The 24,194-nt window shown below is 51.2% G+C and carries 20 protein-coding genes; 7 read left to right on the forward strand and 13 right to left on the reverse strand.

Annotated features, from left to right (window positions below; genetic code table 11):
- Positions 1-883: 883 nt before the first annotated feature.
- A complete protein-coding gene (locus tag EYB48_RS15510) occupies positions 884-1,597 on the forward strand; it encodes a DUF6445 family protein (protein ID WP_202927806.1) in 714 nt (237 codons plus the stop codon).
- Positions 1,598-1,692: 95 nt separating this feature from the next.
- Here the strand turns inward: EYB48_RS15510 and EYB48_RS15515 are convergent, their stop codons facing one another.
- Positions 1,693-4,320: a TonB-dependent receptor gene (locus EYB48_RS15515; protein ID WP_162021293.1), complete on the reverse strand. Its 2,628-nt coding sequence runs from the start codon at positions 4,318-4,320 to the stop codon at positions 1,693-1,695.
- 1,028 nt (positions 4,321-5,348) lie between these two features.
- On the opposite strand from EYB48_RS15515, the gene EYB48_RS15520 reads away from it, so the two are divergent.
- Positions 5,349-6,095, forward strand: coding sequence for a YoaK family protein (locus EYB48_RS15520; protein WP_162021294.1), 747 nt, complete (start codon positions 5,349-5,351; stop codon positions 6,093-6,095).
- A 45-nt stretch (positions 6,096-6,140) separates the two neighbouring features.
- On the opposite strand, the gene EYB48_RS15525 is transcribed toward EYB48_RS15520, so the two are convergent.
- A complete protein-coding gene (locus EYB48_RS15525) occupies positions 6,141-7,805 on the reverse strand; it encodes a peptide chain release factor 3 (protein ID WP_162021295.1) in 1,665 nt (554 codons plus the stop codon).
- Positions 7,806-8,228: 423 nt separating this feature from the next.
- Between EYB48_RS15525 and EYB48_RS15530 the strand changes: the two genes are divergently transcribed.
- The 3 genes from EYB48_RS15530 to sppA all read left to right on the forward strand — a co-directional run bounded on the left by EYB48_RS15530 (position 8,229) and on the right by sppA (position 11,971).
- On the forward strand, positions 8,229-8,975 hold the full coding sequence (locus EYB48_RS15530; protein ID WP_162021296.1) for a hypothetical protein: 747 nt from the start codon (positions 8,229-8,231) through the stop codon (positions 8,973-8,975).
- Between the two features lie 111 nt (positions 8,976-9,086).
- Entirely contained in the window at positions 9,087-10,100 is a 1,014-nt protein-coding gene (locus EYB48_RS15535; RefSeq protein ID WP_162021297.1) for a S1/P1 nuclease, read from the forward strand.
- A gap of 14 nt (positions 10,101-10,114) precedes the next feature.
- Positions 10,115-11,971, forward strand: a complete 1,857-nt coding sequence (sppA, locus tag EYB48_RS15540) for a signal peptide peptidase SppA (protein ID WP_162021298.1) — start codon at positions 10,115-10,117, stop codon at positions 11,969-11,971.
- Positions 11,972-12,037: 66 nt separating this feature from the next.
- Here sppA and EYB48_RS15545 read toward each other — a convergent pair whose 3' ends face one another.
- The 3 genes from EYB48_RS15545 to EYB48_RS15555 all read right to left on the reverse strand — a co-directional run bounded on the left by EYB48_RS15545 (position 12,038) and on the right by EYB48_RS15555 (position 15,612).
- Positions 12,038-13,174, reverse strand: a complete 1,137-nt coding sequence (locus EYB48_RS15545; RefSeq protein WP_162021299.1) for an ATP-grasp domain-containing protein — start codon at positions 13,172-13,174, stop codon at positions 12,038-12,040.
- 367 nt (positions 13,175-13,541) lie between these two features.
- Entirely contained in the window at positions 13,542-14,774 is a 1,233-nt protein-coding gene (locus EYB48_RS15550) for an acyl-CoA dehydrogenase (protein WP_162021300.1), read from the reverse strand.
- 106 nt (positions 14,775-14,880) lie between these two features.
- Positions 14,881-15,612, reverse strand: a complete 732-nt coding sequence (locus tag EYB48_RS15555) for a histidine phosphatase family protein (protein ID WP_162021301.1) — start codon at positions 15,610-15,612, stop codon at positions 14,881-14,883.
- Between the two features lie 201 nt (positions 15,613-15,813).
- Between EYB48_RS15555 and EYB48_RS15560 the strand changes: the two genes are divergently transcribed.
- Positions 15,814-16,749, forward strand: coding sequence for a LysR family transcriptional regulator (locus EYB48_RS15560; protein ID WP_162021302.1), 936 nt, complete (start codon positions 15,814-15,816; stop codon positions 16,747-16,749).
- Positions 16,750-16,842: 93 nt separating this feature from the next.
- Here the strand turns inward: EYB48_RS15560 and EYB48_RS15565 are convergent, their stop codons facing one another.
- From EYB48_RS15565 to rpsP, 7 genes are all read right to left on the reverse strand, one after another.
- Positions 16,843-17,181: a DUF3579 domain-containing protein gene (locus EYB48_RS15565; RefSeq protein WP_162021303.1), complete on the reverse strand. Its 339-nt coding sequence runs from the start codon at positions 17,179-17,181 to the stop codon at positions 16,843-16,845.
- 385 nt (positions 17,182-17,566) lie between these two features.
- The gene (locus EYB48_RS15570) at positions 17,567-18,517 is read right to left on the reverse strand and encodes a CobD/CbiB family protein (protein ID WP_162021304.1); all 951 of its coding nucleotides are present in this window, start codon (positions 18,515-18,517) and stop codon (positions 17,567-17,569) included.
- A gap of 261 nt (positions 18,518-18,778) precedes the next feature.
- Entirely contained in the window at positions 18,779-19,444 is a 666-nt protein-coding gene (locus EYB48_RS15575) for a CoA pyrophosphatase (protein WP_328823451.1), read from the reverse strand.
- A 154-nt stretch (positions 19,445-19,598) separates the two neighbouring features.
- Entirely contained in the window at positions 19,599-19,982 is a 384-nt protein-coding gene (gene rplS / locus EYB48_RS15580) for a 50S ribosomal protein L19 (RefSeq protein WP_162021305.1), read from the reverse strand.
- A 134-nt stretch (positions 19,983-20,116) separates the two neighbouring features.
- Positions 20,117-20,863 carry a tRNA (guanosine(37)-N1)-methyltransferase TrmD gene (gene trmD, locus EYB48_RS15585; protein WP_162021461.1) on the reverse strand — a complete coding sequence of 249 codons (747 nt, stop codon included), beginning with the start codon at positions 20,861-20,863 and terminating at the stop codon, positions 20,117-20,119.
- A gap of 25 nt (positions 20,864-20,888) precedes the next feature.
- The gene (rimM, locus tag EYB48_RS15590; RefSeq protein ID WP_162021306.1) at positions 20,889-21,431 is read right to left on the reverse strand and encodes a ribosome maturation factor RimM; all 543 of its coding nucleotides are present in this window, start codon (positions 21,429-21,431) and stop codon (positions 20,889-20,891) included.
- A gap of 13 nt (positions 21,432-21,444) precedes the next feature.
- Positions 21,445-21,696: a 30S ribosomal protein S16 gene (gene rpsP / locus EYB48_RS15595; RefSeq protein ID WP_162021307.1), complete on the reverse strand. Its 252-nt coding sequence runs from the start codon at positions 21,694-21,696 to the stop codon at positions 21,445-21,447.
- 167 nt (positions 21,697-21,863) lie between these two features.
- On the opposite strand from rpsP, the gene EYB48_RS15600 reads away from it, so the two are divergent.
- Positions 21,864-22,280, forward strand: coding sequence for an NINE protein (locus EYB48_RS15600; RefSeq protein ID WP_162021308.1), 417 nt, complete (start codon positions 21,864-21,866; stop codon positions 22,278-22,280).
- A gap of 108 nt (positions 22,281-22,388) precedes the next feature.
- On the opposite strand, the gene EYB48_RS15605 is transcribed toward EYB48_RS15600, so the two are convergent.
- On the reverse strand, positions 22,389-24,179 hold the full coding sequence (locus EYB48_RS15605; RefSeq protein ID WP_162021309.1) for an acyl-CoA dehydrogenase: 1,791 nt from the start codon (positions 24,177-24,179) through the stop codon (positions 22,389-22,391).
- Positions 24,180-24,194: the final 15 nt, after the last annotated feature.

Genomic DNA, 24,194 nt, shown 5'->3' on the forward strand with positions numbered 1-24,194 from the left:
TTGCCTGGCTCTTGCTGGCGATCTGAAAAATCCATACCTCTCCTCTTAGACAAAATAACTGATCGATACCCGTGCCTTTGAACTCCTGCACTTAACCATCGAAAATTTGAGATGCTTCACATCTTTAAACATTTAAACCTTAAAACCTTTAAACACAGAGACACTGAGAAAGGCTTAAGAAAAGGGCGAAGTGCGTAAGCATCAGACTACTTTTCCTCGCTTCGCTTTCCTTTGATTTTCTTTGCTTTTCTCTGCTTTTCCTCTGTGTCTCTGTGTCAAACGATTTTCAGGTTTTAAACATTTAAACCTTAAAACCTTTAAACACAGAGACACAGAGACACGGAGAAAGGCTTAAGAAAAGGGCGAAGTACGTAAGCATCAGACTACTTTTCCTCGCTTCGCTTTTCTTTGATTTTCTCTGCTTTTCCTCTGCGTCTCTGTGTCAAACGATTTTCAGGTTTTAAACCTTTAAACCTTTAAACACAGAGACACAGAGACACGGAGAAAGGCTTAAGAAAAGGGCGAAGTGCGTAAGCATCAGACTACTTTTCCTCGCTTTGCTTTTCTCTGTGAACTCTGTGCCCCCTCCGTGTCTCTGTGTTAAACGATTCTTAGGTGTTAAACGATTCTTAGGTTTTAAGCGCTTTTCAGGTTTTAAGCGCTGGCAGACTAAGACCACTTTTCCAGGCAATCATTTATATGCCATCAAAATCGTGAGGAAAATCAACTAAATCATTGCACTGTAGTTTTGCTGAAACTGGATGTCAAGCGGTATCTATGTGGTATTACAAATTCACACGCACATACGACAAATCCATCCTGAAAATGCTATCCTTGAACAGACCTAAAAAACGCAAAACAGTTACGATTTCACATCTACATCATGTCCATAAAATCCCGCTTCACACTCCGTCAACCGGTCGATATTCAATGCGTAGATATCGCAGGTCATCAGGCTCTGATCATCGATGACTTTCTGGAGCAACCTGACGTCTTACTGCAAATCGCAGCACAAAGCCAATTTGAAGCTTACCCTGGCGTCGCTCAACAAAAAGGCTATCCAGGCATACGCGCACAAGCGCCCGATGATTACTCGCAGGTTCTGACTGAATTTCTGGAGCCCGTGATGAAGCAGTTTTTTGCAATTCCTGAAGACAGCGGTTTACGTAAAAGTATCTGCGCATTTTCACTCACCACCACGCCCGCTGCAGAACTGGGCCCACTACAAAGAACGCCGCACTTCGATGCGAGTACGCCGCATCACATGGCCGTATTGCTATATCTGTGCGACGAAAAACATGGTGGTACCGGCTTCTATCGGCACAATGCAACCGGGCTACAGCAAATCAATGCAGATAACCGTGAACATTATCTCGATGTGTATTACGCAGAAATCAATGCAAGACGTCCGGCCCAACGTTATTTTGATGACTCCAGCGCAGAATTCACTTTTCTCGGCATGATTCCTGCCAAATTCAACCGTCTGGTGATCTACCACGGCAGCCTGCTGCACTCGGCCTGCATTAATCCCGCGATCAGCTTAAGCAGCAATCCTTTGCAAGGCAGGTTAACTTTAAACAGTTTTTTTGATTTCTGAAGCCTTGCTCTGGCGTGCTGTCAGCAACTGAAACTCTGCCCTGACGAAAAAAATGCCCGGTCTGCACCGGGCATTTTCATTCAGAGTTACGCTGATCAGAACTTAGCGCTAACGCTGACACGATACGTAGTTTCACCCATGAAGGACCAGGCTGGGTAGCCGGCTTTCAGAGGATCTTTGACGGTCGTTTTCACGCCTGCTGCGCCGTACTGTACATCATCAGCTTTCAACAGATTCGTTGCTTCAAACGCGACACGTACTTTGTCAGTGATGTTCCAGCCCAGGCTCAGATCCAGCGTACCGTAAGCATCGTGCATACGGTTGCCGTACCAGCCAGTTTCGCGAACCATGTACTTAGAACGCCAGTTGTAAGCCAGACGTGCCGAGTAAGTTGGATTTTCCCAGTAGCCGACCAGATTCACATTGTGCTTGGAAGACAAAGTGAAGACGTTCAGCTGATCCTGATAGCTGGTGGCCGGTGCTGTTGCATTCGCCAGTGTGTAGTTAGCAACTGCGCCGAAGCCATTATCAAACGAATGGTTGATCTGTGCTTCGATACCATCGATCTTACCGCCGCCAGCATTAACATACTGATTCACAGTCCAGCTGTCTTTACCGCTGTCAGGGCTGACCACACCGATGCTTTGGTTGATCTTGGTGTTGGTGGTGATGAAGTTATTGATATCTTTGTGGAAGTACATCAAAGAAATCAGGTTACCTTTACCGTAGTAATACTCAACACCCAAATCCAGCTGTGTGGATTTCATCGGCTTCAGGGCTACGCTACCGTAAGTCACTGTTTCATTCCCTGCTACGGCATCCTGGAAGCCAGTCTGAGTCGCGATAAACATGTTATCGAAATTAGGACGGGTAATTGCCTGAGAAGCTGTAAAGCGCAGGATAGTGTTTTTATTGAGATCAAATGCAGCATTCAGGCTAGGCAGAATATCGTTGTAATCAGCAGACTGACTGATGATAGTTTTGCCCCAACCGGCATTCTGTGCGATATCGCCAGCAGCCACTGCCGAACCATCAAGCTTATAGCCTTCAGCAGTTGCCTTAGTGCGTACATAACGTGCGCCGAAGTTACCATGCCATTGGTCTTTTTCGAAATTGAACATACCGTAAGCCGCAGTATTGTCTTCTTTCAGTACACCGTAACCACCACGTTCACGCACCCAGCCTGTGATGTTCTGGGTTGTATTCGCCATCATTGCACTGATGTTAGGACGTGGAGAAGACCAGCCATTGGTGCCCATCGCGATGGTGCCATCGTACAAGCCAGCTGTTGGCACTTCGGTCGTTTTTGCTGCGAACTGTGCGCGGTCTGTACCTTTTTCAAAAGTATGCTGAGAAGCACGGAAGCCAGTTTTGAAAGAGGAAATCGCACCCATATCCAGATTCAGCAACAAATCTGCCTGAGCAAAGTTTTCTTTGTCAGAGTTAGGTCCACGAGAAGTCGCCCACGAACCTGCAGGGCCTGCGCTGGCTGGCAAGTTGCCCAGGCCTACGGATTGATTAGATCCCGGTGTGAGGATAATTTGCTTACCGGTCGCATCAACACCACCAGTCCATTTTGGCAAATTACCACCACCATAGGAATAGTTAGTCGTCATCGACGTACCACCATCCGCTTTAGTCGTGCCAGCTACCGCATCGAGTTTAAAGCCTTCACCTTTGTAAGTTCCGTTCAGCGTCAGGCTGTCAGAACTCATTTTTGCAGTACGTGCCCAGGTTTGCAGGAAAGCGTCTGTGGCTTTGGCTGCGCTTGTATTACTGCTTAAGCAAACGCCTTTAGGATTGAAATCCGAAGTCACAGCTGCATTACGTGTCGTGCAGTTAGGATCGTGGAAAATGTAATGGCTGGTGTTTGAGTTATCTGCATCCAGTTGCAATTTCAGGTAATTCAAACCGATATCGAGACCCTTGACCGGACGTGCCTGCACGCTCAGATTCAGCGCGGTACGTTTACGTTCCTGAACAAAAGTAGTCGGTGCCACGTCGGCAGACCAGCGTGAATCAGATTCGATACCACGGCGGATATAGTCGCCGTTTTCACCAGCGGCAGCAACCAGGATACCAAAAGAGTTAGCGTCATTTTTCCAGCTAAACAAACCCGACAGATCTTTACTCAGACCATCGCTGATTGTACCTTTGCCCAATTTTGCGCCGACAAAAGCAGAACCGGCAGCCATATCGAGAGGCTTGCGTGTTTTGACGATGACGGTACCACCGATACCACCTTCGGTCAGATCAGCCTGGGAGGATTTGTACACATCCATGCCGCCTATCAGTTCGGATGGCAGCAAAGAGTAATTGAAAGAGCGGTCTATAGTCTGCTGATCATACCAGCCGGTAGAAGCGACAGTCTGACCATTCAGTGTGGTGTAAGTCATTTGCGGATCAGAGCCACGCACAGAAACAGAGGCACCCTGACCAAATGCGCGACCAACCGACACACCAGGAATACGACCCAGCGATTCGCCCACGTCTGTATCCGGCAATTTACCCACATCTTCTGCAGAAACGGCATCAACCACAGAATTGGCGTTGCGTTTAATATTTGTCGCACTTTGCAAAGCTGAGCGAATACCAGTCACCACAACTTCTTGCGGCTTGGACTGATCTGCCTGTTGCGCCTGCGCGGACATGGATGCACTGAGTACCATCAGCGCAACTGCTGACGCGATTGGCGTCAAACCAGGTGTTGAATTACGTTTCATTTACTCCCCCAAGATTTTCTAAATAGATTTCCAGCTCGCAGTTTTTGTATCCGCAAACTGTTTTTTCACCTACCACAAAACACAGCCACACAAACAAGAAAAATCCACTTCAATGCCACTCAAAACAGAAGTGGGCTGACATTAAGACCCAGCACCTGACAAAATTAGCTGGATATCAATACAGAATTCACCGTATCAGCCTGAAAGGCGCTGCACACGTTTTCAGGCTCTGGCCCGAAGTCACCCGCACAAGACACTGGCAACTCCGGTCTGAAATCAGTATGAAATTCAAGGGTTAAGCCCTCTTATAATTTCACATTAAACTCAGACGGGTCTCACTTTAAGTAGCGCAAAAGTGGTTGTCAAGCGGTATCTACGTGGTATTACCTATCTGCGTATTGGTATTAATTATATGCGTGAAATAAATAAGCTAAGTTGATATTTTAAAAGAGTATTTTCAAATAAAATATTTTTTCGAAGTAAAAGTGGTCTGTTTATTTTTCCCAACATCCGCTACAAACCCAGACCACATCCAGCAAGAAAAGAAATAGCACGACTGTTCTCTCCCGCAATAATTACACATACTAAATACAGTCAGCATATAAGCTGACTCAGCATCGCCAGTTGTAGTAATTCATGCATTTAGCCATCAAACAGGCTTAAAAAAAACTTACCACCGGCCAACAGAACAAGTGCAAAAAACCATCAGAAGCATGGCAAATACCTCATTATTTTTGTAATTCTCAAAATCAGGATTTTTTAAAGTGGTATTAAGCAATTTGATGGATCATTCCTACTGCAATCCCGGGGCTCACATCGCAAACACAGCGCAAAATTAAAGCCCGCCGATAGACTTAGAACGAGCACCGGTAACAGGGCTCACTCATTTGCCCGATTTTTCTGATTTATCTGAACAAGGGATAGATCGTGACTCTTAAGGCGTGAGCTAAGTCACAGGATTTGAAGAGTCACTTGGATTTACGATATCGGTCGCGCATAATGAGAAACCACCTACCAGTCTCTTCATTATGCCGCTCCACTATCTGTCCGCACTGACCTCTCCAAAACGCACCGCCAGGACGAATCTGCATCTGGGTATCGCTTTGGCTGCAATAGCGGGGGCGATCAATGCAGGTGGTTTTCTGGCGGTGGGGAAATACACCTCGCACATGACAGGCATGCTGTCAGAAGCCGCGGATGATTTTGTACTGGGACACTGGCTGCCTGCGCTGGCAGCCTTATTCATGTTGCTGAGTTTCGCGGCTGGCGCCGCCACTACTGCCATGATGATCCACTTCGCGCGGGATCACCGCATGCGCTATATCTATACGCCAGTATTGTTACTGGAAGCCGCGCTGCTATTGGTGTTCGGCCTGACTGGCACAGAGTTGCAGACCCATGCGCTGGTCACGGTATCGCTGACCACCGTCTTGCTGTGCTATCTGATGGGATTGCAAAATGCGCTGATCACGAAAATTTCGAATGCAGAGATACGTACCACCCATGTGACCGGACTGGTCACTGACCTGGGCATAGAGCTAGGCAAATTGATGTACTGGCGCCGTGCCCGAAAGCAGTTGCCGGATCAGGAGCTGGCTGGTGTGAATATAGAAAAACTACGTCTGTGCAGCGTGCTGGTAGCCGCATTTTTCGGTGGCGCATTACTGGGCGCTGCAGGTTTCAAGCACCTGGGTTTTGTCGCAACAGTACCGATTGCACTTGGACTGATTACGCTGGCACTGGCACCGAATCTGAAACCACGCGGCCAAAAATAAAACCGGCTCAAGGCCGGTTTTATTGCTAACGCTGCAGAGTAAACATCAGCTCAGTTTCGCTGCATGCTCACGTGTAGCATGGAAGGTAACGCCAGGCCAGCGTTCCTGCGTCAGTTTCAGGTTGACGCCGGAAGTCGCCAGATAAGCCATATTACCGGCAGCATCATAAGCGATGTTAGCACCCGCCGATGAACGCTCGAAATCGGCCAGCATTTTCTTATCTTCGCAGGTAATCCAGCGTGCGCTGCTGATGCTGGTACCTTCAAACACGGCATCCACGCCATATTCATTTTTGAGACGGCTGGCCACCACTTCAAACTGCAGCACACCCACCGCACCCAGCACCAGATCGCTGCTGACCACAGGCTTAAACACCTGCACCGCACCCTCTTCACCCAACTGCTGCAAACCTTTTTGCAATTGCTTGATCTTGAGCGGATTCAGGATACGCGCGGTACGGAAGAAGTCAGGTGCGAAGTAAGGAATACCAGTAAATTGCAGCATTTCGCCTTCAGAAAAACTGTCGCCAATCTGCATGTTTCCATGATTTGGCAAACCGATGATATCGCCTGCATATGCCTCTTCCACCTGTTCACGGGAGGACGCCATAAAAGTCACCACGGAGGACACTTTGATGTCACGGTTCAGACGCAGATGCTTGAGTTTCATACCACGCTCGAAACGCCCGGAACAGACGCGCAAAAATGCGATACGGTCGCGGTGCGCCGGATCCATATTGGCCTGGATCTTGAACACAAAGCCTGAGAAAGGCTGTTCATTTGGCTCAACTGAGCGCACGGTAGCATCACGCTCGCGTGGTGGCGGTGCCCAGTCCAGCAAGGCATTCAGAATTTCACGTACACCGAAGTTATTGATCGCAGAACCAAAGAATACCGGAGTCTGCACACCGGCCAGGAAGTCTTCCAGACTGAAAGGATGGGAAGCGCCATGCACTAATTCCACTTCCATTTTCAACTGATCCATCTCCAGTGGGAACATCTCCTGCAAACGTGGATTGTCTATGCCTTTGATGACTTCAAATTCCTGATCAGCACGCTCACTACCCGGCGTAAACAACAGAATCTCATCGTTCAGGATGTGATACACACCGCGGAAGTTTTTACCCATGCCGATAGGCCAGGTCACCGGTGCGCATTGAATTTTCAATACCGATTCCAGCTCATCCAGCAATTCCAGCGGATCGCGCGTTTCACGATCCATCTTGTTGACGAAAGTGATGATAGGTGTGTTGCGCATGCGGCAGACATTGAGCAGCTTGATGGTTTGCTCTTCCACACCTTTAGCTGCATCAATCACCATCAGCGCCGAATCCACCGCCGTCAACACGCGATAGGTATCTTCAGAAAAGTCCTGGTGACCAGGCGTATCGAGCAAGTTCACTACGTGATCGCGGTATTCAAACTGCATGACCGAAGAAGCGACGGAAATACCGCGCTGCTTTTCGATTTCCATCCAGTCCGAGGTCGCATGACGGCCGCTCTTACGTGCTTTGACGGTACCGGCCAGTTGAATCGCGCCGGAAAACATCAGCAGCTTTTCTGTGAGTGTGGTTTTACCCGCATCCGGGTGAGAAATAATGCCGAAAGTACGGCGCCGGGCCACTTCACGGTTGATCAGATTTTTTGACGGCGCACTGCTAGTGGCCGTGCTCAGTATCGCGTCGTCCGGGGATTCGTTGATGGTAGTCATGACAGGTGCCGCAAATTGGAAGGAAAACCCATCATTTTAACGGGTATCGCCCATCAAGTCGACTCATGATGCAATGATAAGAAACGACACCAGTAGGACTTACGCAAAATTGTTCCGGCAAGGCATGGCGACGCGGGCAGTACACATAATTCGACAAAGAGCCATAACGCAGCTGGGGCGATTTTGGGTAAGCCCTAAGCAGATTGAACAGATGCCAATATCCAGCTCTGGTATTATTGCCGATGCGATATTTTGCGGCGAAAAACTTAGTCATACCAGCATTGGACAAACCGGATTTATTAACAATAGGACTTACGCAAAACTGTTACGATCAAGGGCACTGTGCATGATCCTGAGTTAAAGCTGCCTTTGCCGGGACAGGTTTGCATTTGTCATGAAAAATAAAATCAAAAGAGGCGTTAAATGAAAAGAATAGCGACGCTGTACGCACTGACACTTGCAGGTATCACACAGACTGCATCTGCATTGGCCGCTGAACCAGTCAAGGCAGATGCGCTGTGGCAGAATACCCAGCAATACCTGCGTGCCAGCACAGGTTGGGTAGCCGGCACAATCACTTCTGCCTACCAATCCAGTGGCAAGCGCTGGAAAGAGCAGGCTGATCTGGTACCAACTGCCAGATTAGAAAGCTGGAAGGATGGGGAGCCGGTACGCAAAATGGATGAAAGGGCTGACAGTCAGCAACTGCGTAGCATCCATCTCAGCAGCGCCATCGCCAATCATCCGGAACTGATATTGGCTGACTGCCCTCAGCCGAAACCGATCAAGCTTGCGGCAGCAGATCCTGCTACTTCAGTCTACGAATGTAAGATAGTGACCAAGGCAGTCAACTATGTATTGACGACGATAGTCGACAAAGCCAGCGGTCGTCCGCTGCGTGTGACAGCACAGGAGCAGGACTCGACGGCGCAGATCGAGTTTACGCAGAATGCCGAAGGAATTTCGCTGCCTGTCCAATACCGGCTGGACTATCGCCCTGCTAATACTGAAGAAGCCTGGACCATCACCATGCAAAACCTTGACTGGCTGCGCAAACCGGAAGCTCAGATCAAAGCAGCAATACAGCCAGCCTTTTTAAGGCTAACGGAATTTAAAATGCAAAGCACGGAACGATCAGGCGCTAATACTGGTCAAATTCCGCAACGCTGAACGACTGGCCGACAGACACTCCTAACCAGACCAATTCGCTTCAGCTCAACTCTCCCTGCTTAATACGCTAAGCGCCAGTGGCAGGAAATTTAATATAGCTTTTGATTACAAATGAAAAAAATATTCATCTCTGCGGTATTCATGGCCGCAACTGCCTTTCCACAACTGAGTTTTGCCTGGGGTGCGGATGGCCACCAAAGCATAGGCGCAGTAGCAGACAATCTGCTGGCGGGCACCAAGGCCGGCGCCCAGGTGAAAGCCATTTTGGGTAACAACACGCTGGAGAAAGTCGCGGTCTGGGGCGATTGCGTGAAAGGCATCGCACCGGAAAAAGACTTTGCTTACACCTCAACCGGACGCTATCCGGAATGTGCACCTTTCGAAACAGCTGCCGGTATTGCAGCGATGGCGGATTACGTCAAACGGAATAACACCGCCTGCAATCCTGCGTTTGATGAAGAGACCTGCCATAAGCAATACCACTATGCCGACGTCGCGATTCAGCACGATCAGTATAAGACCGGTTATGTCGGCACCAGCGATCACGATGTAGTACAAGCCATACGCGCTGCAGTACTGGTATTGCAAGGTAAAGCAGCGCCAAAACCATTTTCATTCAAAGACAAAGAAGAGGCCCTGGCGCTGTTAGTGCATTATGTAGGCGACATCCACCAGCCTTTACACGTAGGCTCAGTTTTTCTGAATGCAGAGGGTAAAGTCATCGATCCGGATAGCGGCGAGTATGACCGTGGCTCCAACACCGTGGGCGGCAATGCACTGCAATGCCCTTGCGGCAATTTGCATTCACTGTGGGATGACGTACCGTTCAATTACAAACGCGGCAAAATGAATGAGGCCTTGAGCAAAAAAGCCAAGGCCTATGCAGTGGCGAAAGCACCGCTCGATCAGTTGCCGGTATTGTGGGCCAATGACGCCATACGCGATGCCAGAAAGCTGTTTGACGGCACCCAGTTCAGTAAGAGTACGCCTAACCAGCGCGGCAATAGCTGGTCTATCGCACTGCCGCTGGAATATGAAAAAACCATGTCCAACCTGAAGGATGATGCACTGGTCCGTGCGGGCGCGCATCTGACTCAGATACTGCAAGCAATCTGGCCTGAATAACACAAGGAGCAACTATGCGTATTACCCCATTTCGCTGGATCGCAACCGGTTTCCGTTATCTTTGGAGTGCCCTTGATACCGGTCGCCGTATTATTCTGAATTTACTGTTGTTGCTGATATTAATCAGCATCGTAATCAGCATGTTTTCCGGTGGCCCCAGAAAGCTGGAAGAAAAAACCGCACTGATACTGGACTTCAAAGGTGCATTGGTAGAACAGCATACCGGCAATGCACGTGATGCTTTGCTGGCGGAAGCTCAGGGGGCAGGTGCAAAAAAATCGACCCAGCTGCGTGACATCCTGAGCGTGCTCGATAATGCGGCGAAAGATCCTAAGATCAGCAGCGCCGTGCTGCTGCTGGATGATATGGGCGGCTCTGGCCTGGCCATGCTGCGTGAAGTCGGCGCAGCACTGGACCGTTTCAAAGCCAGTGGCAAGACCGTGATTGCCTGGGGCTCGCATTTCGATCAACGCCAGTATTTCCTGGCTTCGCATGCCAATGAAATCTACTTGCATCCTATGGGGAATGTGATGATTACCGGCTTCGGTGGCTATCGCAATTACTACCGTGATGCACTCGATAAAGTAGGCGTGACCGTGAATTTACTGAAAGTCGGCACCTATAAAAGTTTTGCCGAACCGTATATCGCCAACGGTCCTTCACCAGCTGCCAGCGAAGCGGAGGCTTTCCTGTATAACGCCATGTGGAAAACTTATACCGACAACGTGGAGCAATCCCGTAAATTAGCGGCAGGCAGTATCAATGCCGGTATTGATCAGTTGCCGGAGCTGATGAAAGCTGCGGGCGATGATGCAGCCAAGATGGCAATCAATATGAAGCTGGTGGATGGTCTGAAAACGCGCGATGAACTGCGTGAACACATGTACAAATTTGCGCCGCGTGATGCGCACAACAAGAGCTTCCGTCAAATTGGCTTTGATGACTACCTGGCGCTGCAAAAACCTAAGCTGTTTGGTGATGCCGTCGGTGTGATCGTGGCTGAAGGTGAAATCAGCGAAGGCAAGGCGCCTGCTGGCTCTATCGGTGGTTTGTCGACTTCCTCGCTGATCCGTAAAGCACGTGAAGATGACTCTGTCAAAGCGCTGGTATTGCGCGTGAACTCACCAGGTGGCAGCGCGTTTGGCTCTGAGCTGATCCGCCGTGAACTGGAACTGACCCGTAAAGCCGGTAAGCCAGTCGTGATTTCTATGGGTAACGTGGCAGCATCGGGCGGCTACTGGGTTTCTATGTCTTCCGACGAAGTGATTGCGGATGAAGCGACGATTACCGGTTCTATCGGCGTGTTCGCGATTTTGCCGACTGCAGAAAAAGCAATCGACAAGTTAGGCGTACATACTGCGGGCACCACCACCACCTGGCTGGCTGAGCCTTACAATCCGCTGCGCCCGCTCAATCCTAAGTTTGCTGAGCTGGTACAAAGCAGTATCAATCATATCTACAGCGACTTTACCGGCAAGGCTGCGGCTGCACGTAAAACCACGCCTGAGAAAATCGATGAAGTAGCGCAAGGCCGGGTCTGGACCGGCACCCAGGCGAAAGAACGTGGCCTGATCGACCGTACCGGCAGCTATAACGATGCGCTGCTGACTGCAGCCAAACGTGCCAAGCTGAGCGACTATCGCATCAGTTATGTGGAACCGGAAATGTCACGTGTCGATAAGCTGTTTGAACTGCTGGGTGCGCAAACTGCGAAACTCCTGCACGATCAGTTTAAAGTCGCGCTGGTACCAACTGGTATCACACCGGCTGCGGCTCAGCAGATCGCAAATGATTTCAGCTGGCTCAATGAAGTCAACAAGGGTAGCAATGGGTACACCGCACTGACGCATTGTCTGTGCACAGCACCCTGAGTCAGAAACTCTGAAACTGAAATAACTCAGCAAAAAAGCTGGCCTCTGCAAAGAGGTCAGCTTTTTTTATGCAGCGTTAAACGGCAAGCGACGCCGGATACGTAGTCGCAGTTTCGCCACCACATGGCGCCAGTTACGCAAGGCAATGCGTGGCTCATGCCAGCGCAGATAAGGCCAGTAACGTGGGTCCCATAACCAGCGCAGCAAACCCGCCACATCACCACTATCCACAGCACGAAATACATCTTGCGGAAACAAGGGAATCACCGCTTTATGCTGAGTATTCTGTGCAGACTGGCGCCACTCTTCGCTGACCGGGTCATCTGCCAGCATGCGCTGAATAGCTGCGACCACATCCACCCCGGCCAACCGCCCCAGATCCAGCGTCAGCGTGGGACGAAAATTCTGTTCCAGCAAATACAATGCGCCGCTACTGTCTTGCTGTATCAGATCAAAGCCACACAATCCATGAAAACCGGACAGCCTGCCACTACGCTGGACGATGTCATCCAGCCCCGGAAAGGACTGAAACTGTATCGCAGCCGAAGGTCCCAGCTCACCCCAGGTGCGGCTACGGAAATAAGAAAACAGACTCAGTAGCTGGCCATGACGGAACACGGCAGATGCACTCAGCAAACGGCCAGTGATGAATTCCTGCGCAATCCAGGCATGGCTCAGATCGATCTGAGCGCACTGCTCCATAGTGTGAATGATGCGCACCGCCAGTCCCGCATAACCTTGCGCCTCTTTGAGTACCAGCGGAAACCCAAAGCGCTGTGCAGCCTGCTGCAAGTCCTGCATGGTATGGCAGATCTGAAATGCAGGAACCCGGATGTCAGCGGCCTGACAGGCTTGCAGAAACTGTATCTTAGAAGTCGCAAACCCCAGTTTATCCGGCGCGATGCAATGACGCAGCACATGCTGCACCCAGCTTTGATGCTGACGTTTTTCCAGTGCATACAATAAGGGATCGTCGCCTATCACGATCCAGTCTGCCTGATGCTGAGCTTGCGCCAGATACTGCTGCAAATTATCCAGCAACTGATCCATATCCCCGGCGACCGAAGTACGGCGCGTGACATAGCGCGACAAGGCAGGATAATTTGCAGGAGGCCCAAATACGCTGACTTCGCAGCCAGCCTGATGCAACACGGCGGGCAGTCGCGACAAACCCTCCCAATAGGCGAAAGTCAGGATCAACACACGGCAAACCGGCACTGTCGCACCCGCGCGCGCAGCGGGGGGAGTCTGCGTCTGAAGCTGAGTTTGGTACACGGGCAAACCTTATTGAGGGAAATAATTTGCCTGCATACTAGAACATAATGCAACATTTCTCCAGAAAAAGATAACTGGTATGCCGCCCTATCTTTAGCACATTGCATCAGCAGGACAACAGCGCGCAGCTTGCGCGCTGTTGCCCTGCACATACGACTAAAAAAGCCTGAAAACTGCGACCTGATTCCAGACCGGTGGCTGGCGCGACTCCAGCTGGTATTAGCAGCAGACGCACGGTATTACATGGCCCGCTAACACAGATCGCAGGCCACAGAGCCCGACAAGCGGTAAGGCATCAATGCGGACGGGCAGGCAGATACTTTTTCAATTCCATTTTGCCGATCTGATTGCGGTGCACTTCATCCGGGCCATCGGCCAGGCGTAAGGTTCTGGCCTGGGCATAGGCATAGGCCAGGCCAAAATCATCGGATACCCCGCCGCCGCCATGTACCTGTATCGCCCAATCAATCACCTGGCAAGCCATATTTGGTGCGGCCACTTTAATCATGGCAATTTCTTTCGCTGCTGCTTTATTGCCTACGGTATCCATCATCTGCGCCGCATTCAGTACCAGGAAGCGCGCCTGATCAATCAGGATGCGGGATTCAGCGATACGTTCCAGCGTCACGGTCTGCTCGGCCACCCGTTTGCCAAACGCGACCCGCGTGACCGCACGCTGACACATTTTCTCCAATGCGCGTTCTGCCAGTCCGATCAGGCGCATGCAATGATGGATGCGGCCCGGTCCCAGACGTCCCTGTGCGATTTCAAAACCACGTCCCTCACCCAACAGCATATTGGCAGCCGGTACGCGCACGTTCTCGAACAAGACTTCGCCATGACCATGCGGCGCATCGTCATAACCAAACACCGGCAAGGCGCGCAATATGCGTACGCCCGGCGTATCACGTGGCACGATGATCATGGATTGCTGCTGATGACGGTCAGCGTTATCCGGATCACTCTTACCCATGAAAATAAAGACCTGACAGCGCGGATCATTCGCGCCCGAGGACCACCATTTACGGCCATTGATAACGTAGCTGTCACCGTCTTTGCGGATCGATGCTTCAATATTGGTCGCATCTGAGGAAGCAACGGCAGGCTCTGTCATGGCAAAGCAAGAGCGTATCTCGCCGCGTAATAAAGGCTGCAGCCATTGCGCCTGCTGTTCCGGCGTGCCATAGCGCGCCAGCACTTCCATATTGCCGGTATCCGGTGCCGAACAATTGAATACTTCGGGTGCCCAGACTACCCGCCCCATGATTTCACACAACGGTGCGTATTCCAGATTCGTCAATCCTGCGCCATGACCTGATTCTGGCAAGAACAAATTCCACAAACCCGCTTCACGCGCTTTTTCTTTGAGCGACTCCACCACACGGGTCGGTATCCACGCATTACCCGCAGCCCGGTTGGCCGCCACCTCGTCAAAAAAAGCCTGCTCATTCGGATAAATATGCGCGTCCATGAACGCGATCAGACGCTGTTGCAGATCCTGTACTTTCTGGCTGTATTGAAAATCCATGCGGGCTCCGTTGATATGTGTGTGGTGGGGGTAGACTAACTGAACTTGATCCGAAATCCGAAAATGCGGATGCAAGTCAGTATTTGTTTTCTCTCAGAAATCAGCTTCAGACAAAGGTAATCAGCTTAGGCTGATTCAATACTTCTAAATGGGCATACTGGTTCAGACCGGTCAGGAAAGCTGAACCTGCACCGGGGCCAGCTTCCGGCACCAGCAGACGGGTCACACCAGTATTCACCAGCGACCAGTTAAACCCGGCGAAACGCGCATCTTCAAAGCCCAGCAGATGTTGACAAATCGCAGAAATGGTACCGCCTGAAGTGAAAATCACAATTTGCTTCGCGCCATCCTGCAACGCCAGTTGCGCCTGCAGACCCTGTACACAACGCAGCTGGAATGCGCGCCAGGTTTCCGAGTATTCACTGTCGTACTCACCTGAAATCCAGCGTGTAATGGCTGCCGCAAATATCTGTTGGAAAGCATGTTTGCCATCCGGGGTATCCATCAAAAAGCGTTTCACCACACGCGGATCATCAAACTCAGGCGTATGGCGCGCCAGCACCTCGTGATGGTTGTATTCATTCAGATGCGCGTCTTGCTGCCAACTACCCGCATCCAGTGCGGCCTCCGGCAAATCCAGCCAGCTGGCCAGGCAGGCGGCCGCCGTTTGATGATGGCGTTGCATCGCTCCGGTAACGACCCGCGCCACCGGCATATCGCGCTCTGCCCACCAGCGCCCCAGATGACGTGCCTGCTCAGCGCCCAAAGGCGACAACTGATCATAGTTTTCACTGCCGAATGAAGCTTGCCCGTGTCGCACTAAAAAAATCTGTGCCATATCTGCCTTTCACTGCCTATAAATACCTGTCACTGCTGAGTGTAGAAATGCTGTCTGAAGTTCCTTGCACGCAGCAGTGCCTGGCTGGGAAGAAGCAGGCACGCTGCTATGCGCAGCAACAAACGAAAAAGTATGTGCGCAGTGTAAGTCCAGCTCTATAATCAATCAAATGAATACTAGTAATCATTATTTATAAATACTATGCATTTATCCCGTGTTGATCTGAACTTGTTTGTGGTGTTTGTCGCGGTATATACCGAAGGCAGCGTGACGCGCGCCGCGCAACAACTGAACCTGACGCAACCCGCCATCAGTCATGCACTCAAACGTTTACGCGATTTATTTCAGGACCCTTTGTTTATCCGGCAAGGACAAAGCATGGTGTCTACGCCGCTGGCGCGTAACCTGATCGAGCCGGTCAGGCAGGCGCTGCGCGGGCTGGAGCTGAGTATGCAGGAACATGCGCGCTTTGACCCGGCAACCGCCAGTAAGCAATGTCATCTGGCTTTGCGCGACGTGCTGGAATCGACTATCTTGCCGCCGCTGCTGCATCAACTGACGCAACAGGCGCCGCAGATACAGCTACAGGCAATCCAGGTCGAGCGACGCGAACTGGTGGCTGAACTGGCGGCTGGTACGCTGGATCTGGCGATCGATATGCTGCTGCCGCTGTCAGGTGAAATCCGGCGTCAGCGCATTTTGCAGGATAAAACTGTGATACTGGTCAGACAGGGACATCCTGTAATCCAAGGGCAAATCTCGCTGGAGCAATATTTGCAGGCGGAGCACATACTGGCGAGCTCGAGAAGGCATGGACCGGGGCTGGAAGATGTGGAGCTGAGCCGTTTGGGATTACAGCGCAAGGTAAAGCTGCGTTGTCAGCATTATTACGCTGCCTGCCGGGTCGTCAGTCAGACCGACTTGCTACTGACCATGCCGGAAGCCTATGCGCGTATTGCGAACGAACAGTTCGGCCATCAGATGCTGCATCTGCCGCTGGCCATGCCTACCTGGGATGTGTATCTGTACTGGCATCAGAATGTGGATCAGGATCCGGCCAATCTGTGGTTACGTGAGTTGGTGATCAATGCGGTGACACCGGCCGCACTGCCGGCAACGCCAGTGGCGAAAGACTGATGCCGGCTGTCAGGCCATGAACGGGGTATCAGCTACTGTGAACTGCGCGTGACAAGACAATAGGGCAATAGAGCAGCCAGTCAGGCTGCGTCTTTATTTTTTTGTCTCGGCCTCATCTGGCAGCAGACAGGCATCAATAATCTGCAAATCATTGTCCTTGGCAAAACTCAGGACAAAGTGATAGGCCAGTGGCTCGATATCGCGAATCGCTTCATTCACAACCACAGAGCGTACGCCGTTGAGCAAAATCGGACGCACATAGGGCGAATACTGCAAATGGGCATGCCTGCCCCCGTCGGGACTGAAACACGACATGGCACCGCATAAGCGCTCGGCCCAATCGCTGGGACGGAACTGTTTTCCACTACTGGTCAGCCCCAGGATGAAAAACTCGCGGACTGGCTGAGAAGGTGTTTTATTGGATTCGGCCATGTGCTCGGCTCGCTGTGAAGCAAAATTGAAAAAAGCAAAACATCATTATGTGACACTAAGCTTTCAAGATACTTCCATATTATATCTTATAGAAGACTTGGTTCGAAACCTGTGCATCAGATAAATCTGTGGAGGCTGGACTCGAAGCCTGATTTCTGACGCAGCCCTCCCAAAAACACTTGCAAAATCAACAGGATAGCAGAAAAAACTCACTCTTTTGGTGCATATTACAGTTACAACTGCTTCGTGCTTGCACGTTCCACTATAGGCGATTTCCTGCATGATAAAAACCCGGCATCCGCTGTTTTCTACATGCCCATCCGCAGGCTATACAAATCAGCGGGCATAAAAAAACGCGATGCAGGCATCGCGTTTTTGAGTTTTGTCAGATCCAGACGGCAAATGATAACAGAGCCAGCAGCAGCATCCACAACAGTAAAGCTCGCCAGACCAGTCCCACTGCGCTCTGCAGCGCGCGCGGTGTAGCTTCCGTGCCAGGCTGGCTTTCCAGATCCAGGCTGTCGATATCGACCGCGCTGGCATCGGCCTGCAATATCATGGCTTTTTCTTCCGGCTCGCCCAGTCGTACGCCAAGCGCACCACCGCCTGCAGACAGAATAATGCCAACTACTTCGTCCTTCCAGCGATCAGCATAATTACGCCAGGAATAGACCGCGTCTTCAAAATTACCAACCACCGCAAACGCAACCGCCGTCAAACGCGCCGGCACCCAGTCTATCCAGTAAAACACTTTGGTCGCATACTGACCGAAGGCCTCATCCTGCATATGCTCAGGCTCGGTCCAGGCGCGCGCCAGGTACTCGGCAACCCGATACATCACCGCGCAGGCGGGACCAACCGGCATCAGGAACCAAAAAAACACGCCAAATACATTCCTGTGCGTCGCCATCAGCGCGCGTTCTACCGTCAAACGCGAAATTTCCGATACATCCATGTCGCTGGTATCCAGATGCGTCCACTCAGCCAGATAGCGCCGTGCAGCATCGTCGTCACCGGAACTGAGTGCCAGTTGAATAGAAGTAAAGTAATGGCTATAGCGTCTGAAACCCAGCGTCAGGTAGACAATCAGCACATTCCAGGCCAGCGCCGCAAATGGACTCAGGCGCAGACAAAGCCAGTAAATCAGCGCTGTAGGAACGGTCAGCAAACCCACCACCAGCCACCAGCCAAGGCGCCCGTGCTTGACGGTACCCGCATTAAAGGAAGCCTCGATTTTATTGGCCAGATTCTGAATCTGCGTGTAAATGGGATTATCCGCCCGCAAAGGCTTCAACTGCTCAATGAGTAAAGCTAACAATATCGAGATAAATGTCATAGTGGGCTGATCCGTACTGGCTGCACCAGATGCCTGCGCATAGTTTGCAAATGCGGCAAGTGTAAACCGATTTGATGGGATTATGAAGCTTTGCGTTCATTACTTTTGATAATCATGAGCAAGACCAAATCTGGTCTGCTGTATGCAGACCACAGCGCGCTCAATTTGCCTGCACTGATCACTTCATTTCATTGCATTGAGCTGACTGCCAGGCGCTGCTTACCTGGCACTGAGCACAGCCTGGTAGTTCGACAGTAGAAATCAGGCACGCAAAAAGTGATACAGATTGCGCAACATGCCAGCGGTGGCGCCCCAGATGAAGTGCTGCTCATAGGGCATGGCATAAAAATGTCTTTCCCTGCCGTCTGGCATGGCCACTAAGCGCCGCTCATGGTGTTTGCCATCCATCAAAAAAGCCAGAGGTACTTCAAATACAGCAGCGACTTCGCCTTCGTCGTAATGTATCTCAAACGGGGGCTCAATGATGGCGACCACTGGCGTGACCAGATACCCAGTGCCAGTCCTATAGTCGGGCAGCACGCCAAGCACTTCTATCTGCTGGCGCGATAAACCGACTTCCTCTTCGGTTTCACGCAATGCGGTATCAATCAGTGAGGCATCACTCTCTTCAAAACGACCACCGGGGAAACTGATTTGTCCGGCATGATGCTGTAAATTGGCAGCACGCTGCGTCAGCAACAAGCTGGGCTGAGCACGGTTCACGACGGGTATCAGCACCGAGGCCGGACGAAAAGCCACACCGCTATGCATAGACTGTTCATCGACATTGATTTCAGGTTGCCAATCCAGGGTCTGGTGAAAGCGCTGACGCAAACCTGCGACCGTCATGCGTTCAGCCGGAGGCATGCCTTGATCATCAATCGCAGTGATGGGAAATAATTGCGGGTTGTTCAGTGTTCGGCTCACTACAGGCTTTCCGGAAAAATCTTTACAAAATACGAAGGTCTGACTGCCCTTGCCTGCTAACCGTTTACTGCGTGCAGACTGGAGCGACAAAAGACTCAGGGATAAAAAAAGGGACGCCTGAGGCATCCCTTTTTTATTCAGGCAGAAACAGATATTACTCTGCTTTTGCTGCAACAACTTTACGTGCTGGCAATTTCTCTTTAATACGAGCAGATTTACCAGAGCGTTCACGCAGGTAGTACAGCTTAGCGCGACGTACGTCACCGCGACGTTTCACTTCGATAGAAGCGATCAGTGGAGAGTACAACTGGAATGTACGCTCAACGCCTTCACCGGAAGAGATTTTACGAACGATGAAGTTGGAATTCAAACCACGGTTACGACGGGAGATAACAACACCTTCGTAAGCCTGTGTACGTTTGCGGTTACCTTCAACAACGTTGACGCTAACAACAACTGTGTCACCAGGTGCAAATTCAGGAATGTTTTTGCCGAGGCGAGCAATTTCTTCTTGCTCTAATTTTTGGATCAGATCCATTTTTATACTCCGATAACCATCTTGCCGACGCTGCAGAAACTCTGACTGATGCCCGGTAGAGGATGGGGGTTAACATGTATGCCAACTGGCATACGCCTTACTTCCCTGCAAACAAAAAAACGTAAACAGGAAACTTATAAACTACTTAAAAACTTTTCGTCAGCGCGGCTCAGTAAGCCGGCCTCACGTGCGCTCTGAATCAGGTCTGGTCGTTTTTGTGCGCTCGCTTCCAGAGCACGCTGACGACGCCATTTTTCGATCTCGGCATGATTCCCGCCCAACAGCACGGCAGGTACCGCTTCACCCTCAAACACTTCAGGGCGCGTGTAATGTGGGCAATCGAGCAAACCGTTGACAAAACTATCCTCGACTGCAGATGCATCATCATGCAGCACACCGGGGATTTGACGAATGACTGCATCCATCAAGGCCATCGCCGGAATTTCTCCGCCAGACAGCACAAAATCACCCAGACTGATTTCTTCATCAACACAGCTATCCAGCAAACGCTGGTCAACTGCCTCGTAGCGACCACACAGCAGCACAACACCATTCAAATCAGCCAGTTGCATCACTTTCTGATGCGACAAACGCTGTCCCTGTGGCGACAGATAAATAACTTTTGGCGCTTGCGCACCAGCCGCGACTTGCCTGTCTTTGGCTGCCTGTATGGCATCCTGCAAGGGTTTAGCCATCATCACCATGCCTGGCCCGCCGCCGTACGGCCGGTCATCCACGGTGCGATGACGATCGGTCGTGAAATCACGCGGATTCCACAACTTCAAGCCACATTTATTTTGTTCAAATGCTCTGCGCGTGACTCCAGACTGCGTCAGCGCGGCAAACATTTCCGGAAACAGCGTGATGACATCAAACTGCAGACTTGTGCGTTCTGATTCCATCAGCTTAATAATCCGTACCCCAGTCGACCTGTATGCTGCGCGCAGCCTGATCTACTTGCTTGACAAAATGCTCAACAAATGGGATCAGCTTTTCGTGCTTGTGCAACTCAGCCTCAGGAACATCCGGCGCCGCCACCCGTAAAATCGGATGCGCACCGTTATCCATCAGATCGCGTACCACGCCCAGACTTTCGCCGGCAAGGTTACGTACTTCCAGCCCTACCAGATCTATCCAGTAGAACTCCCCTTCAGCCAGGGGCGGGAAATGCTTGCGTGAAATTTTAACTGTTGCACCTTTCAGTGCCTCAGCTGCACTCCGGTCAGCGACGCCCTTCAGTCTTGCAACGACATCCTCGCCATGGATTTTTGCTTCCAGGCGTGAGATTTCCTGCAATTCCGGCCGGTCTATCCACCAGTCTTTAGCGGATAACATCGCATCTGCGTCGGCAGAATAAGGACGTATCCTTACCCAACCCTGAATGCCAAATGCTCCCGAGACATAGCCCACCAGGACCAGATCTTCAGGAACATGAACTCCTGCGGACATAGAAAGCAAACTATTAAGCTGCTTTTTTGCCAACTTGAGCAACCAGACGTGCAACTGATGGGGACAGTTGTGCGCCTACGCCTTGCCAGTAAGCCAGACGGTCTGCAGCAACGCGAACTTCTTCAGCATTGCCAGTTGCTACTGGATTGTAAAAACCGATGCGTTCGATAAAACGACCATCGCGACGATTGCGAGAGTCAGCAGCAACGATATTGTAGAAAGGGCGCTTTTTTGCACCACCACGAGCTAAACGAATAACGACCATAATATTTCCAAAAAAAATGTACTAAACGCGGAAAAAGCTGTAGATTATAGCCCGCTTAAATCAAAAGAAGCAAGGATTATCCAAGATATCCTGTCACGCCGTATGCTTTTCGACACCAGCAGAGTGTTAGTCTACAATCAATCCCTCTGAGACTACCTGCTAAAGCCATGACTACATCCCCGAAAAACAAGACGCTGGCGAGCTTACTGGCGATTACCCTGGGCAGCCTGGGCGCACATCGCTTCTATTTGCACGGCTGGCGCGATAAGCTGGGCTGGTTGCATTTTAGCAGCTTACCGCTCTCCGCCCTGATCGCCAGCATTTTCTTTGGCTGGCCTGGGCTGCTCAGCTACGGCTTACTCATCCTGTCATTTTTGATTGCATTGCTGTGCGGACTGGTGTTCGGGCTGACTGCGGATGAAAAATGGGACGCACAATATAACCCGAGTATCCCAGAATACAGTGATTCCGGCTGGCCACTGGCCCTGCTGCTGGTGCTGGCTACCGGTGTCGGTGCAATAGCCCTGATAGGTGTGTTAGCCCGCAGCTTTGACCTGCTCTACACCGGTGGCGCCTACGGCTAATACCCCACCCGCGAGAACTGCATAAAAAAGCCCGGGCCAGTTTGCACTGCACCCGGGCTTTTTACATTTCTTCACCACCCAGAAATCAGGCGGTGAACGCCAGCTGAATCAGAACTGATCTTCACGCAATGCCAGCACACCAGCACTGCCATCCACGATAGCGGAACGCAGACCTTGCGCGGCAGAGAGGATGTGATCAGCAAAGAAGCGCGCAGTGGCGATCTTGGCTTGCAGGAAGTCTGCATCACCCTGAGCTGCCTGCAATTGCTGCTGCGCAATCACTGCGGCACGCGCCATTTGCCAGCCACCGAGCACGATGCCAGCCAGCTTCAGATACAGCACGCTGCCAGCGAATACACCCTTGATATCCTGCTTCACATTTGCCACCACAAAGCTGACTACATCTTCCAGTGCGGCAGAACCCGCCGCCAGTTGATGTTGAATCGCGATACTGTCCGGCGTTGCCAGCAAAGCCAGCGCCTCTTCTGTCTCACGTACGCGTGCAATAAGTGCCTTGGCAACGGCACCGCCATCACGTGCAGTCTTACGACCCACCAGATCATTCGCCTGAATTGCGGTCGTACCCTCGTAAATCGTGAGGATTTTGGCGTCACGGTAATGCTGAGCTGCGCCGGTTTCTTCAATAAAGCCCATACCGCCATGCACTTGCACGCCAGTCGAAGTCACGTCCAGCGACATCTCTGTCGACCAGCCTTTCACGATAGGTACCAGGTATTCATAGACCGCCTGGTTTTCTTTGCGAATTGCCGCGTCGTTATGGTGATGGGCAATATCGCTGAAACCCGCAGCCACGTAAGCCAATGCACGCGCGCCTTCGGTCTGTGCGCGCATCGACATCAGCATGCGACGCACGTCAGGATGATGAATAATCGCAACCGGACCAGCTGAACCCGCCAGATCACGCGACTGCACGCGGTCACGCGCATATTGGACTGCCTTTTGGTAGGCACGCTCAGCCACACCTATGCCCTGCAAACCAACACCGAAGCGGGCTGCATTCATCATGATGAACATGTATTCCAGGCCACGGTTTTCTTCGCCGACCAGCGTGCCTATTGCACCACCGTGATCGCCGAACTGCAATACTGCAGTCGGGCTGGCTTTGATACCCAGCTTATGTTCTATCGATACGCAATGCGCATCGTTACGCTCGCCCAGGCTGCCATCAGCATTGACCAGATATTTAGGCACGATAAACAGGGAAATACCTTTCACGCCTTCAGGCGCGTCCGGCGTACGTGCCAGCACCAGATGGACGATATTTTCTGCCATATCGTGTTCACCATAGGTGATGAAGATTTTAGTGCCGAAAATTTTATAGGTACCATCGCCTTGCGGCACTGCACGGCTGCGCACCATGGCCAGATCGGAACCAGCCTGAGGCTCGGTCAGATTCATCGTACCAGTCCATTTACCGGAAATCAGATTTTCCAGATAAATCGCTTTTTGCTCATCACTACCGGCTGTCAGCAAAGCCTCAATCGCCCCATCAGTCAACAAAGGACACAAAGCAAAGGAAATACTGGCGGAATTCAACATTTCGATACACGGTGTCGCAACCAGCTTAGGCAAGCCCTGACCACCGAATTCCTGAGGATGTTGCACGCCTTGCCAACCCGCCTCACCGAACATTTTGAATGCTTCTTTGAAGCCCTTGGTGGTGAAAACCTGACCGTCTTGCCAGTAACTTGGCGCCTTATCGCCTTCCCAGTTCAAAGGTGCAACGACTTCACCGGCAAATTTGGCATTTTCTTCCAACACAGCTTCAACCGTTTCCGCAGTAGCGTCTTCGCAACCCGGCAATACGTTCACATCTGACAAACCGGCGAGTTCATTGATCGCAAACAGCATGTCTTTTACAGGAGCAACATAACTCATAGCTTTTCCCAAAAT

Source organism: Cognatundibacterium crateris (assembly GCF_010078235.1).
Taxonomy (GTDB): Bacteria; Pseudomonadota; Gammaproteobacteria; order Burkholderiales; family Burkholderiaceae_D; genus Undibacterium; species Undibacterium crateris.